The organism is Salinicola acroporae (assembly GCF_003206615.1).
In the GTDB taxonomy this organism is placed as follows: Bacteria; Pseudomonadota; Gammaproteobacteria; order Pseudomonadales; family Halomonadaceae; genus Salinicola; species Salinicola acroporae.
The window spans coordinates 448,417-461,463 of record NZ_PZJW01000006.1 but is presented as its reverse complement, the minus strand read 5'-3'; the positions used below and the strand labels follow the sequence as shown (position 1 = coordinate 461,463).

Below are 13,047 nucleotides of genomic sequence, written 5' to 3'. Positions count from 1 at the left end.
ACGCTGTTGATAGGCTGCCAGCGTCGATTACCACGACGGCTCCCGGCATCATGACCGTGAGCATCGTCATACAGGGACCCCAAATGAGTGCTCCAGCCATTCAAGCAGCGCTTCAGCAGATGCAGGCGCTATCGACCCAGGCAAGCGGCCAGGCCGCGGCATCGCCGCAAGCACTGACCGAGAACGGTGGCAGTTTTGCCGGTGAGCTCCAGGCATCGCTTGGACGAATCAATCAGATGCAGCAGGTCGCCAACCAGCAGGCGATGTCATTCCAGGCCGGGGATCCGAACGTGGCACTGAATGACGTGATGATCGACATGCAGAAGGCGAGTGTCTCCTTCGACATGGGGGTTCAGGTGCGTAACCGCCTGGTAACTGCCTATAAAGAGATCATGGGTCTGCAAGTCTAGCGCTCGGTGATGTCTGCCCTGCGATCTTCCGGTTCGTGCCCAGGCACCGCCGGCCCCGGGTGGGCATCCCTGCCGCGTTCCCCCGCGGCGGAAGTCGACCCGGGGCATTCATCCCGCCACTCGATCGGGGCCATGGGCGAGAGCCTTGCGATGGCTCTGCCACGCCCCCACCGAGTAGAGCCCGAGGCTGATCCAGATCAATGCAAAGGTCAGCAACTGAGGCCAGACGAGGGGCTCGCCGAAAATCCACAGCGCCAGCAGAAACTGCAGCGTGGGGTTGAGATACATCAGGAAGCCGATGGTGGATAGGGTCAGGCGCTTGGTGGCGCCGGCGAAGGCGAGCAGCGGCAGGGTGGTTACCACGCCGCTGACGATCATCAGCGCTGTGACATCGAGGCTGGCACCGAAATGGGACTGCCCGTGCCATGCCAGCCAGGCCAGGGTCGCCAGACTCAGCGGCAGCAGCAGGCTGGTCTCCACCAGCAGGCCGGATAGCGCATCCAGTGGCACGCGCTTGCGCAGCAGACCGTAGCTGCCGAACGTCATGGCCAACACCAGGCTGATCCAGGGCAGGGTCCCCAGCAGGACGAGTTGCAGTATCACGGCCGCCAGTGCCAGCCCTATCGCCATCTTTTGCCAGCGGCCGAGCCGTTCGCGCAGGACCAGCATGCCCAGTGCGACGTTGACCAGCGGCGTCATGAAATAGCCCAGACTCGCCTGCAGCACCCGATGCGTTTCCACCGCGTAGATGTAGAGCCCCCAGTTCAGCGCGATGAGCAGCGCGCAGCCCAGAATCCAGCCCAGCCCGCGGATCGTTTCCCGCTGCCCCGGGAAACCGCTGCGGATGGCGGGCCAGCGCCCCATCAGCGTGACCACGACGATCAGGAAGATGCAAGACCAGAGAATTCTCTGGATCAGCACCTCGAAGGCCGGGACCCCGTCGAACAGCGAAAAGAAGAGCGGAAAGCATCCCCAGAGGGCGTAGGCGGTAACGCCGTAACCGACGCCGCGACGGGCCTCGTGGCGTGGGGCATCGGTCACTGGCTTCACGTTGCCTGGCGGGGTCTCGTCTGAGGGGGATGCCGACATGTCGCGACTCGTGGTTCTCGGGTTTGGAGGCCGGGTAATCTATCATGACAGCCATTCGCATTGACGAATTGATGGATCCCGACAGGCGGCAGGAGGAAGTGCCATGAACGAGCTACGAGTCAGCCTCGTCCAGAGCGAGCTCGAGTGGGAAAGTCCCGAGGCCAATCGGCGGCTGCTGGATCACCGCATGGGCACGCTGGACGGCAGTCGCACGGACCTGATCGTGCTGCCGGAGATGTTCGCCACCGGTTTTACCATGAATGCCGAAGGGATGGCGGAGCCGGCCGAGGCAAGCCCCACGCTCGACTGGATGCGACGCCAGGCGCGAGAGCGTGATTGCGCGATCGCCGGCAGCCTGGCGATTGCCGATGGTGGCGCCCGATACAATCGGCTCTACTGGGTGACACCGGATGGCGGTGTCGAACACTACGACAAGCGCCATCTGTTTCGGATGGGTGACGAGCCGTTGCACTACTCGATGGGGCAGGCCCGCAAGATCGTGGAGCTGAAGGGGTTTCGGCTGCTGCTGTCGGTCTGTTACGACCTGCGGTTCCCGGTCTGGCTGCGGCAGCGACCGAGCGCGCCCGAACCTTTCGAATACGATGCATTATTGTGTGTCGCCAATTGGCCGGCGCCGCGCAGACGGCCCTGGCGGACCCTGCTCCAGGCCAGGGCGATCGAGAATCTCGGTTACGTCATTGGCGTCAACCGCGTGGGGCGGGACGGCAACGGGCTGACGTATGCGGGTGACTCGATGGTCGTGGACTTCAAGGGCGAGCTGATGATCGATCATCCGACCGACACGCCGTTCGTGGAGACGGTAACCTTGTCGGCGGCGGCGCTGTCATCGTTTCGCGATACCTTCCCTGCCTGGAGAGACGCGGATGCCTTCGCGTTGATCGACCTCGACGATCACCTGCCATGAATAAGGATGGGCAATGATCCGCACCTTTCGCCTCGACCAGACCGATTTTCAGGAGCTTAGCGACGGCGCCATCGCCGAACGCCTGCTGGAGGCCAACTGGATCGATGCCTACGACCTCGGTGATGATGACCGCGAGGCACTGAAACCGTTCCTCGCCGAGGAGCTGCCGGCCAACACCGATATCGAGGAGATCGAGTCGTCGGCGCGTTTCTTCACCGATACCGACGGCCTGCACGTCCACTCGCTGTTTCTGTCCCGCAACGAGGGCAAGCATCAGACCAACACCGTGGTCTTCATTCTCCAGTCTCAGCGGCTGTTGTCGCTGCGCGAGGACGACCTGGCCGATTTCCGCCTGTTCCGGTTGCGCGCACGGCGCGGTCAGACCGAGGCTCATTCACCACAGTCGCTGATCGTCACGCTGTTCGAGCAGAAGGTCGAGAACCTTGCCGACAGCATCGAGGATATGCACCGCGACCTCGAGCAGGTCAGCCATATGGTGCTGGAGATCGAGGATGCTGACCTGGAAGAGGCGATCGATCGACTGGCCAAGGTCGAGGACAGCGTGGGCAAGATCCGCCTGTGCCTGATGGATACCCAGCGCTCGCTCTACTTCCTCATTCGCCATCTGCGCTATCACGCCGAGCTGCAGGAGCAGGCCAAGGAGGCGCTGCAGGACGTCGAGGTACTGATGTCGCACAGCACTTTCCTGTCCGACAAGGTCAACTTCCTGATGGATACCACGCAGGGGTTCATCAACATCGAGCAGAACCAGATCATCAAGATCTTCTCCATCGCCTCGGTGGTGTTTCTGCCGCCGACCATGATCGCGAGTATCTACGGGATGAACTTCGAGGTGATGCCGGAGCTCAACTGGAGCTTCGGCTATCCGTTGGCGATCGGTCTGATGGCGCTGTCGGGGATCTCTCCCTATCTCTACTTCAAATATCGCGGTTGGCTGTAACCTGCCGCCCATCCAGGAGTGACTCGAACCCATGCGGTTGGACCGATTTCTCAGTGAAGCCACCGAGCTGACGCGCAGCCAGGCCAAGCGTGCCCTGCGCCAATTGGAAGTCAGCGTCGATGGCGAGACCGTGCGCGACGCCTCGCGCCAGGTATCCGATACCCAGGACATTCGCTGGCAGGGGGCCGCGCTGACACGGATCGGCTGGCGTTATCTGATGATGCACAAGCCGGTCGGAGTGGAGTGCTCGCTGCGCCCGGCCCACCATCCCTCGGTGATGAGCTTGATCGAGATCGAGCAGATCGAGCGCCTGCATCCGGTAGGGCGGCTGGATGTCGATACCTCGGGACTGCTGCTGATCAGCGATGATGGCAAGTGGACCCATCGCGTGACCTCGCCCAGCCACGCTTGCGAGAAGCGCTACAGGGCGACACTGGGCGAAATCCTGTCCGCCACCGACGCGGCGCGCGTGGCGAGGCAGTTCGCGGAGGGAGTCATGTTGAATGGCGACGAGAAACCGACGAAGCCTGCGACTTTCGAGGCCGTTGGCGAGTCCGAGGTTATCGTCGGAGTGACCGAGGGACGTTACCACCAGATTCGCCGGATGCTGACGGCGGTCGGTTATACGGTGGTGACCTTGCATCGTGAATCCATCGGCCCCTTGGTGCTGGATCCGGAGCTGGCGCCGGGGGAGTGTCGCCATCTACGTCCGGAAGAAGTCGCGGCCTTCGAATGATCGCGTCAGCGGCCGATAGATTTATACCGTTATCTTTGTCTTTCAACTCAAAATAGACGGTCCAAGCGTTATCAGGTCAGCGAAGAGGCTTCGATGAGGGCTCGCGTATAGGTGGTTTGGGGCGAGCGGAGCAGCGTTTCGCAGTCGCCCTGTTCCATGACCTTGCCATCCTTGAGCACCAGAATCCGATGTGCCATCGCACGTACCACGGCGAGATCGTGGCTTATGAACAAGTAGGTGAGGTCATGCTTCGCCTGGACGTCACGCAACAGCTCGATCAACTGCTTCTGTACCGTTCGATCCAATGCCGAGGTCGGTTCATCGAGGATCAGCAGTCTGGGTTTCAGGATCAGCGCGCGGGCAATGGCGATACGCTGGCGTTGACCGCCGGAGAATTCATGAGGATAGCGGTGGCCGCAATCCGCCGGCAGGTCAACGTCGTGAAGGGCCTCGGCGACACGGCCCGCTACCTCCGGCGGCGCCAGCTCGGGGTGATGAAAGCGTAGCCCTTCGCTGATGATGTCGGCAACCGACAGGCGCGGCGAAAGCGAGCCGTAGGGATCCTGGAACACGATCTGGAGCGCTCGCCGCTGGCGTCGAAGTGCCTCTCCGCCCAGCTGGTCCAGACGCTGGTCGGCGAAGTGGATTTCACCGCTGGAGGGCAGTAGTCGAATGAGTGCCGAGGCCAGGGTCGACTTGCCCGATCCGGACTCGCCGACCACGCCGAGCGTCTCGCCGCGGCGGAGTTCCAGCGACAGTGGTTCGACGGCGACGAAAGCAGGGGGGCGGGGCCGCAGCAGCGGCTTGGCCCGCTTGAACGTTACGCTGAAATCGCTGGCACTCAGCAGCAGCTCACTCTGCGGTGGCAGCGGCCTGGGGCGGCCAGAGGGCACGGCATCGATCAACTGGCGCGTATAGGCCGCCTGCGGTGTCTCGAAGAGTGTTTGAGCCGGGCCGCTCTCCACCTGCTCGCCCTGTTGCATGACGACCACCCGGTCGGCGTGGCGCCGGACCAGATTGAGATCGTGGCTGATCAACAGCAGGCCCATGCCGAGGCGCTGGCGGAGCTCGTCCAGCAACGCCAGAACCTGCCGCTGCACCGTGACATCCAATGCCGTGGTCGGTTCGTCGGCGATCAGCAGCTGTGGCTCGTTGGCGATCGCCATGGCGATCATGACCCGCTGACGTTGGCCCCCGGAGAGCTGGTGAGGCCAGGCAGCCATCAGCTCGTCGACTCTGGGAAGCTCGACCTGCGTCAGCAGCTCCCGGGCGCGTCGCGTCGCAACGTTGCCACGCAACCCCTGGTGCAGACGCAGCGTTTCCCGCAGTTGCTTGCCGATAGTGTGCAGTGGATTGAGCGAGGTCATCGGCTCCTGAAAGACGAAACCGATGCTGCCGCCGCGAAGCTCGTTCCATTCGCGCCGGCTCAACCGATCCAGGTCGCGGCCGGCGAAGGTGCGCGTCCCCGTCACCTGACTCCCGGGCGGGAGCAGCCCCAGCGCGCCGAGCACACTGACCGACTTGCCCGAACCGGACTCGCCCACGATGGCCACGGTCTCGCCGTGATCCACATGCAGATCAAGCTCGGACACTGCCTGCGCCTCACCGAAGTGGACCGAGAACCGACGCAGTTCAAACAGGGGCGTTTCACTCATGGCTGGCTCTCCTGTGCGTGGGTCGTTGCCGCTAGTGGAGGTCGCGCCGTAGTCGTCGACGTCACGATATGGCGCGGGTCGAAGGCGTCGCGAAGGCCTTCGCCGATGAACACCAGCAGCGACAGCATTACGCTGAGGGAGAGAAAGGCGGTGATGCCGAGCCATGGCGCCTGCAGGTTGTTCTTACCCTGGGCCACCAGTTCGCCCAGCGATGGCGAGCCCGGTGGCAGGCCAAAACCGAGAAAGTCGAGCGCAGTCAGGGTGGTGATGGCACCGGTGAACAGGAACGGGATGAAGGTGAGGGTGGCAACCATGGCGTTGGGCAGCACATGGCGCCGCATGATCAACCGGGACGGCAGGCCCATGGCTCGGGCCGCCTTGACGTACTCGAGGTTCCTGGCACGCAGGAATTCAGCACGCACGATGTCGACCAGGCCCAGCCAGGAGAACAGCAGCATGATGCCGAGCAGCCACCAGATGTTGGGTTCGACCAGGCTGGCCAGGATGATCAGCAGGAACAGCACGGGCAGTCCCGACCAGATCTCGATCAGGCGCTGGCCGAACAGGTCGATCTTGCCGCCGTAGTACCCCTGCGCGCCGCCGATGAGGACGCCGAGCAGGATCGATCCCACGGTCAGGGCCAGGGCGAATGTCACCGACAGGCGGAAACCGTAGAGTACCCGCGCGAACACGTCGCGCCCCTGGTCGTCGGTTCCCAGCCAGTGGCGTGCCCCCGGCGGGGAGGGAACCGGGCCTTGAACGTCGCGATCGAGGGTCTGGTAGGAGAAGGGGACCGGTGGCCAGAGCATCCAGCCGTGGCGCTCGATCTGCTCGTGCACGAAAGGGTCGCGGTAGTCGGCGGTGGTGGGGAGAAACCCGCCAAACTCGGTCTCCGGGTAATCCACCAGCATGGGGATGTACCACTCGCCCTGATACTCCATCACGATCGGCTTGTCGTTGGCGACCAGTTCCGCGGCGAGGCTGAACGCGAACAGTAGTCCGAAGAGCCACAGCGACCAGTAAGCGCGCCTGTGACGCCGGAACACCTGGAGCCGGCGCCGGGTGATCGGCGAGAGTCGCTGACGTCGATTCGGTGTCATCACGACTCCCGGGTAGCAAAGTCGATGCGTGGGTCGACCCAGACATAGGTCAGGTCGGAGACCAGTTTCAGCAGCAGGCCGATCAGGGTATAGAGATAGAGCGTACCGAAGATCAACGGATAATCACGCTGCATCACGGCTTCGAAACCAAGCAGCCCCAGGCCGTTGAGCGAGAAGATCACCTCGATCAGCAGTGAGCCGGTGAAGAAGATGCCGATCAGTGCCGCCGGCATGCCGGCGATGATGATCAGCATGGCATTGCGGAAGACATGGCCGTAGAGCACGCGCCGGTCGGAGGCGCCCTTGGCGCGCGCGGTCAGCACATACTGCTTGTGGATCTCGTCCAGGAAGCTGTTCTTGGTCAGCATCGTCAGCGTGGCGAAGCTGCCGATCGCCGAGGCGGCCACGGGCAGCGTGATGTGCCAGAAGTAGTCCTGGATCTTGCCCAGCAGGGACAGCTCGCCGAAATCGACCGAGGTCAGCCCGCGCAGGGGAAACCAGTTGAGGTAGCTGCCCCCCGCGAATACCACGATCAACAGGATGGCGAACAGGAAGCCAGGGATGGCATAGCCGACGATCACCACCCCCGAGGACCAGATATCGAAGGCGCTGCCATGGCGTAGCGCCTTGCGAATGCCCAGAGGGATCGAGATCAGGTAGACGAGCAGGGTGGTCCAAAGGCCCAACGAGATCGACACCGGCAGCCGATCCAGAATCAGGGCGGTAACCGACTGTCCCCGAAACAGGCTGTCACCGAGATCGAACGTGGCGTAGTCACGTAGCATGAGAGCGAAGCGCTCCCAGGCCGGTTTGTCGAACCCGAACTCCTCGGTCAGCGTCTGGCGCAACTGGTCGTTGACGCCCTGGAGGCGCCGAGAGTCGTTGCCGCCGACGCTATCTCCGCCACCGCCCTCGAGGCCGGTGCTCGCGGTGCTGCTCAAGCCCTCGAAGCGGGCCATCATCTGATCGATGGGGCCGCCAGGCGCCGCCTGGACGATGATGAAATTGAGCAGCAGGATTCCCAGCAGCGTCGGAATCATCAACAGCAGACGGCGAACGACATAGCTGGCCATGATCGGCAATCACTCCTGTCCGCGCTGACGGGCGGCAATGGCGCCAGCCCGTTCGGGGTCGACCCACCAGACCGAGAAATCGGGCGTATAGCGCGGGAAAGGTCGGGGATAAGCGAATTTGTTCCACACCGCGACGCGGGTACCATCGAAATTCCATTGCGGCACGACGTAGAAGCCCCATTGCAGGACGCGATCCAGTGCTCGCGAGGCAGTATCCAGTTTTTCGCGACTGTCCGCACGAATCAAATCATCGACCAGGGCGTCGACGACTGGGTCTCGCACGCCGGCCAGGTTTCGGCTCTGGGGGACATCGGCGTATTCGCTGGTCCAGAAATCCCGCTGCTCGTTACCCGGATTGGCCGACTGCGGGAAGTTGCCGACGATCATGTCGAACTGGAAGCGTCTCAGCCGGTCGAGGTATTGATTGACGTCGACCACCCGAATCTTGCTGCGGATACCGAGCCGTTCCAGGTTACGGACGAAGGGCTGGGTGATACGTTCCCACTGGCTATCGTAGAGCAGGAACTCCAGGGTAAATGGTCGACCGGTCTCGAGGTTCACCAGAGTGCCGTCGCGCACGTCATAGCCAGCTTGACGCAACAGCCCGAGTGCCTCCCGCAGGCGCGGACGGAGCGCTTCCGGTTGCGATATCGGTAGTGGCTGATCGAACACCGCGGCAGGCAGTTGGTCGCGATACGGATCGAGCAACGCCAGTTCCTCGTCTCCGGGCAGCCCCCTGGCCGCCATCTCCGAGTTCTGGAAGTAGCTCTCGGTGCGCTGATAGGCGCCGTAGAACAGGTGTTGGTTGACCCAGTCGAAATCGAACGCGAGGCCCAGCGCGCGGCGGACCCGTGGATCGTCGAGCTGCGCTCGACGGGTGTTGATCACGTAGCCCTGCATGCCGGCGGGCTGCCCATCCGGGACGATCACCCGCTGGATGGCGCCATCCTCGACCGCTGGCGTGTCATAGGCCGTCGCCCAGTTCTTGGCGCTGCTTTCGATACGCATGTCCAGTGCCCCGGCCATGAAGGCTTCCAGGGCGACCGACTGATCACGAAAATAGTCGTAGACCAGGCGGTCGATATTGTAGCGGCCCCGGTTCAGCGGCAGGTCGCGGCCCCAGTAGTCGTCGACCCGTCGGTAGACGATGCGCCGGCCGGGGTCGATCTCGGCAATCTCGTAGGGACCGGAGCCCAGAAGCTTGTCGAGCGTGGGCCGCGTGAACTCGCGCTCCCGCCAGTAGTGCTCCGGCAATATCGGCAGTTGACCCAGGATCAACGGCAGCTCTCTCGACTGGTTGTTCGAGAACTCGAATCGCACCGTTCGTTCGCTCACCGCCGAGACCGACTCCACGCTGGCGTAGTAGGCGCGATAGAAGGGCGAGCCCTTGTCGCGCAGCAGCTCGAAGCTGAACACCACGTCCTCGGCGGTGACGGGATGGCCGTCGTGAAAATGCGCTTCGGGGCGTAGATCGATCTCCATCCAGTGGCGATCCGGGTCGAGCCGTATCCCTCCGGCCAGCAGCCCATACATGGTGAACGGCTCGTCGGCGCTGGACTCCATCAGTGTGTCGTAGATCTGATTGAGCCCATCCGCTGGCGTGCCCTGGATGATGAAGGGATTGGTCGAGTCGAAGCTGCCGTTGGCCGCGCGGCGCAACGTACCGCCTCTGGGCGCCTCGGGGTTGGCGTATGGCAGATGCTGGAAGCCCGGGGGCAGTGCCGGATCGTCGTAGAGCGCAATGGCGTGCACGGTCGGTACATTGCGATGCGCTTGCTCGGTGGCATCGAGCTGGCCGTCGTCGGCTAGCGCCAGCGGAGCGGCCAGCGTGATGGCCACCAGCAGCCATCGAAGTCCAGCCATTGTCGACATACTCCAGTCGGTGCGGCGGTCTGCACGGGTACCTGGCGTTCCATTACGTTTCATCGGCAACGACCGTGATGTCACAGTACTTGCTCCGGGGGGCTAGCGTCTGGCGTCGCCGTTCTGGGCCAGCGCCATGGACGGGACGGTCAACGCCTGTCCGATGCGAATGGTGCTGCCGTCGAGGTCGTTTTCGCGCTGAATCTCGCCAACACTGACCCCGAATTGCGCGGCTATGGCGGAGAGCGTGTCGCCGCGGCGAACCACATAGCGGTTCAGCACCGTGCGCTCCGAGTCGGGTAGTGTGGCGAGATTGGCCAGGAAACGTTGCTTGGCCGCCGCCGGCACCAGGATACTGGCATCGTCGCGCGGTCGTGTCGACGACCGTTTGAAACCCGGGTTCAGCGCTCGCAGGGTCTGCGGGTCGACGCCCGCGAGATCGGCTGCCATCGAGAGTGTCAAAGGCCCTTCGGTATCGACCTGGGCGAACTGGACCTTGTCCGGGATCGACGGCAGGACCACGCCGTACTGCTCTGGCTCGGCGATGACTTCGGAGAGCGCCAGCAGGCGCGGAATGTAATCCATGGTCTCGGCGGGCAGTCGCAGATGCCAATAGTCGATCGGGTCTCCGCGATTGGCGGCCGCTTCTCTGGCGGCGTTGACCGTGCCCGCGCCAGCGTTGTACGCGGCCAGCGCCAGCGGGATATCGCCATCATACCAGCGGTCGGCCTGCTGCTGGATATAGCTCATCGCCGCGTCGGTGGCGGCGACGACGTCGTGGCGCCCGTCGTACCAGGCGGTGCGCGACAGGCCCATCGCATCACCGGTCGCCGGCATGAACTGCCACAATCCAGCGGCGCCACCGGGGTTGGTGGCCGTCGGGTCATAGCCGCTTTCGATGAACGGCAGTAGCGCGATTTCGCTGGGCAACCGATGGGACTCCAGCTGCTGCGTCACCCAGCGCAGCCAGGGCTTGGCCTGCGATGCGACCCTTTCGACGTGCTGGGGATGGGCGCGATACCAGTCGAGCCATGCGGCGACCCGAGGGTTGGCCTTCTCGTGAGATAGCCGAAAGCCGTTGCGTAGCCGGGTCCAGGCATCGGGGGCGCGACGACTTTGCAAGGCGAGAGCGGACCAGAACGAGTGCCGGGAGGCACTGCTGGCGGTAGCCGAAGCCTCCTTGGCCACTGCCGTGAAGGGGAGCGTCGACAACAGCAGGCCGCCCGTGAGGCCGACGACAATCCGACAGCGTCGGGTTCGAAAATTCATGCGTTCAAAATCCTTGATGACACCGGCGGCCAATCGACGCGGCCGACGGTGGATACCTCCGTCTTCGACGGTGACGATCAAAAGCGGTCCTTCCAGGCTCGCAGCGTGGCAAACGCCGACGCGTCGTCACCAACCGGCCCCTGCCGACGAAGCGTTTCGAGAAGACCTGGGTTGCCGATGCGCAGGAAAGGATTGATCTGACGCTCCCGGCCCATGGTGGTCGGCAAGGTCGGGCGATCGAGATCGCGGGCCTTCTGGCACTCGCTCCGGTAGCTGTCCCGAATTGCGTTGTCGGGCTCGGCAGCAGCGGCAAAAGCGAGGTTGGCCAGTGTGTATTCGTGGGCAGCGAACACCAGTGTGTCCTCGGGCAGGGCGTCGAGCTTGGCGAGCGATTCCTGCATTTGCAGGGGGCTGCCCTCGAACAGTCGCCCACAGCCGCCGGAGAAGAGCGTGTCACCGGCGAACAGCAATCCTGGTGTGCCGGGGGCGTGGAAGGCGATATGATCCAGGGTGTGGCCGGGAACGGCGTAGACCTCGAAGCGCCGCCCCAGGACCCGACATTCATCGCCCTCGCCGACGCGGTGGAGAACACCGGGAATGGCGTCGTTGGCGGGACCGTAGACCTGCGGCGCGTAGCGCTCGGTCAGCGCTTGCAGCCCGCCTGTGTGATCCTTGTGGTGATGGGTGACGAGGATGGTGTCGAGGGTCAGGTTCTCCTGCTCCAACCAGGCAATCACGGGATCGGCGTCACCGGGATCGACAACGGCGACACGATCCTGGGTATCTTGACGCAGCACCCATATATAGTTGTCCTGGAGCGCGGGAATCGGCATCACGGTCAACATGTGGCATGCTTCTCCGGCAGGTTGGTCTCGAGATTCGGATGTCGGGGTTCGAACGTCGTTGTGACCCGCACGTCGGCCGCAGGTTCACCGAGGCGATCATCGTCTGGGCGCGAACGTGTGACGTGGAGAGCCGCTTCGAATCATCGCCAAAAAGCGCTAACCTTGGGGAGTAAAGTCGCCCGTGTCAATCTCGTCGCCCGTTCAGAGCTTGCAGTCCGCCGTCCGGGAGGGTCGCCGGTTCTGGGAATCGGCATCAGGTCTCTCGCTATGGCGAGCCGAGCGCGCCTGCCTTGGGCCGCACTGTGAACAGCACCGCGGCATCGTGAGCCTGCAGTTGGGGATGGCGCCCTTGATGAGCGATATGTGCCCCATCCGACACGCTCTGGATTGGGCGCCTTCCCCCGATCTCGTCCGCACCCGAAACAGCTTGATATGCCTGCCCGATAGCCTGCCATTGGCCGACGACAGCATCGATCTGACGCTGTTGCATCATCTGCTGGAAGCGGTGGAACGGCCGCATCACGTACTGCAGGAAGCCGCTCGCGTCACCCGCGCCGATGGCCGCTTGCTGGTGTTTGGCTGGCATCCGTTCGGGCCAGCCGCGGCCCGCCGGGGCAAGCGTCCGGCGCCATGGCAGAGTCAGTGGCGGACGCCGGGACGGCTGCGCGACTGGCTGGCGTTTGTCGACTTCGAGATCGAGCGGGTAGACTACTGCGGCTTTCGATTGCCTGGCCGGGCGATTGGAAGCGATCGGCTGGAAACGCTCGGTCGCCGCTACAACGTGCCGTTGGCGACTGCCTACCTGCTGGTGGCACGTCGGCGCAATATACCCGTCCAGCCCATCAAGTTGCGTGAGCCGGTGCTCCAGGGTCGCCGGTCGGGCGCCTGGCTCGGGCTGGCGAAGGAGACCGGGCCCAGTCGGTCGCGCGATCGCGAGGCGTCGAATCCGACGCCGGTCAGTGCCAGGTGCCGGGCGACCTCCGCGCCCTTGCCGTGGCCGCCGGGCAACGATCACGAGGGTCTGGAAGCCGCATCGAGGCAGGAGCGACGCGAACCGCGTGCCACCATGCGCAACGGCTCTTCCCGTACGATTGCCTGAGCGGGATACAGACCCGATCGCA

General features: G+C 63.7%; 12 protein-coding genes. 5 read left to right on the top strand and 7 right to left on the bottom strand.

The window, feature by feature from the left end; translation table 11 throughout:
- The first annotated feature begins 83 nt into the window (after window positions 1-83).
- The gene (fliE, locus tag DOM54_RS11515; RefSeq protein ID WP_110716439.1) at window positions 84-410 is read left to right on the top strand and encodes a flagellar hook-basal body complex protein FliE; all 327 of its coding nucleotides are present in this window, start codon (window positions 84-86) and stop codon (window positions 408-410) included.
- 108 nt (window positions 411-518) lie between these two features.
- Here the strand turns inward: fliE and rarD are convergent, their stop codons facing one another.
- Window positions 519-1,499: an EamA family transporter RarD gene (gene rarD, locus DOM54_RS11510; RefSeq protein WP_110716438.1), complete on the bottom strand. Its 981-nt coding sequence runs from the start codon at window positions 1,497-1,499 to the stop codon at window positions 519-521.
- Between the two features lie 103 nt (window positions 1,500-1,602).
- Here rarD and DOM54_RS11505 point away from each other — a divergent pair, with 103 nt between their 5' ends.
- Genes DOM54_RS11505 through DOM54_RS11495 form a run of 3 tightly spaced genes read left to right on the top strand, consistent with a single transcriptional unit; the run spans window position 1,603 to window position 4,121 of the window.
- Window positions 1,603-2,424 carry an amidohydrolase gene (locus DOM54_RS11505; RefSeq protein WP_110716437.1) on the top strand — a complete coding sequence of 274 codons (822 nt, stop codon included), beginning with the start codon at window positions 1,603-1,605 and terminating at the stop codon, window positions 2,422-2,424.
- A 13-nt stretch (window positions 2,425-2,437) separates the two neighbouring features.
- A complete protein-coding gene (gene corA, locus DOM54_RS11500) occupies window positions 2,438-3,385 on the top strand; it encodes a magnesium/cobalt transporter CorA (protein ID WP_110716436.1) in 948 nt (315 codons plus the stop codon).
- Between the two features lie 31 nt (window positions 3,386-3,416).
- The gene (locus tag DOM54_RS11495; protein WP_110716435.1) at window positions 3,417-4,121 is read left to right on the top strand and encodes a pseudouridine synthase; all 705 of its coding nucleotides are present in this window, start codon (window positions 3,417-3,419) and stop codon (window positions 4,119-4,121) included.
- A gap of 71 nt (window positions 4,122-4,192) precedes the next feature.
- Here the strand turns inward: DOM54_RS11495 and DOM54_RS11490 are convergent, their stop codons facing one another.
- From DOM54_RS11490 to gloB, 6 genes are all read right to left on the bottom strand, one after another.
- Entirely contained in the window at window positions 4,193-5,776 is a 1,584-nt protein-coding gene (locus tag DOM54_RS11490) for an ABC transporter ATP-binding protein (protein ID WP_110716434.1), read from the bottom strand.
- Window positions 5,773-6,876, bottom strand: coding sequence for an ABC transporter permease (locus DOM54_RS11485; protein ID WP_110716433.1), 1,104 nt, complete (start codon window positions 6,874-6,876; stop codon window positions 5,773-5,775). Before DOM54_RS11485 ends, DOM54_RS11490 begins: the two co-directional genes overlap by 4 nt.
- Window positions 6,876-7,949: a microcin C ABC transporter permease YejB gene (locus DOM54_RS11480; protein ID WP_110716676.1), complete on the bottom strand. Its 1,074-nt coding sequence runs from the start codon at window positions 7,947-7,949 to the stop codon at window positions 6,876-6,878. The genes DOM54_RS11485 and DOM54_RS11480 overlap by 1 nt, the downstream gene beginning before the upstream one ends.
- 9 nt (window positions 7,950-7,958) lie before the next feature.
- On the bottom strand, window positions 7,959-9,812 hold the full coding sequence (locus tag DOM54_RS11475; protein WP_110716432.1) for an extracellular solute-binding protein: 1,854 nt from the start codon (window positions 9,810-9,812) through the stop codon (window positions 7,959-7,961).
- Window positions 9,813-9,914: 102 nt separating this feature from the next.
- On the bottom strand, window positions 9,915-11,081 hold the full coding sequence (locus DOM54_RS11470) for a transglycosylase SLT domain-containing protein (protein WP_162619840.1): 1,167 nt from the start codon (window positions 11,079-11,081) through the stop codon (window positions 9,915-9,917).
- Between the two features lie 77 nt (window positions 11,082-11,158).
- The gene (gloB, locus tag DOM54_RS11465) at window positions 11,159-11,926 is read right to left on the bottom strand and encodes a hydroxyacylglutathione hydrolase (protein ID WP_110716430.1); all 768 of its coding nucleotides are present in this window, start codon (window positions 11,924-11,926) and stop codon (window positions 11,159-11,161) included.
- A 181-nt stretch (window positions 11,927-12,107) separates the two neighbouring features.
- Between gloB and DOM54_RS11460 the strand changes: the two genes are divergently transcribed.
- Window positions 12,108-13,025 carry a class I SAM-dependent methyltransferase gene (locus tag DOM54_RS11460; RefSeq protein ID WP_110716429.1) on the top strand — a complete coding sequence of 306 codons (918 nt, stop codon included), beginning with the start codon at window positions 12,108-12,110 and terminating at the stop codon, window positions 13,023-13,025.
- Window positions 13,026-13,047: the final 22 nt, after the last annotated feature.

Excerpts from the sequence above, each read along its gene's own strand:
- DOM54_RS11470 (WP_162619840.1), bottom strand. The coding sequence starts at position 11,081 with ATGAATTTTCGAACCCGACGCTGTCGGATTGTCGTCGGCCTCACGGGC.
- DOM54_RS11480 (WP_110716676.1), bottom strand. The coding sequence starts at position 7,949 with ATGGCCAGCTATGTCGTTCGCCGTCTGCTGTTGATGATTCCGACGCTG.
- DOM54_RS11475 (WP_110716432.1), bottom strand. The coding sequence starts at position 9,812 with ATGGCTGGACTTCGATGGCTGCTGGTGGCCATCACGCTGGCCGCTCCG.
- corA (WP_110716436.1), top strand. The coding sequence starts at position 2,438 with ATGATCCGCACCTTTCGCCTCGACCAGACCGATTTTCAGGAGCTTAGC.
- DOM54_RS11505 (WP_110716437.1), top strand. The coding sequence starts at position 1,603 with ATGAACGAGCTACGAGTCAGCCTCGTCCAGAGCGAGCTCGAGTGGGAA.
- DOM54_RS11485 (WP_110716433.1), bottom strand. The coding sequence starts at position 6,876 with ATGACACCGAATCGACGTCAGCGACTCTCGCCGATCACCCGGCGCCGG.
- DOM54_RS11495 (WP_110716435.1), top strand. The coding sequence starts at position 3,417 with ATGCGGTTGGACCGATTTCTCAGTGAAGCCACCGAGCTGACGCGCAGC.
- rarD (WP_110716438.1), bottom strand. The coding sequence starts at position 1,499 with ATGTCGGCATCCCCCTCAGACGAGACCCCGCCAGGCAACGTGAAGCCA.
- gloB (WP_110716430.1), bottom strand. The coding sequence starts at position 11,926 with ATGTTGACCGTGATGCCGATTCCCGCGCTCCAGGACAACTATATATGG.
- fliE (WP_110716439.1), top strand. The coding sequence starts at position 84 with ATGAGTGCTCCAGCCATTCAAGCAGCGCTTCAGCAGATGCAGGCGCTA.
- DOM54_RS11490 (WP_110716434.1), bottom strand. The coding sequence starts at position 5,776 with ATGAGTGAAACGCCCCTGTTTGAACTGCGTCGGTTCTCGGTCCACTTC.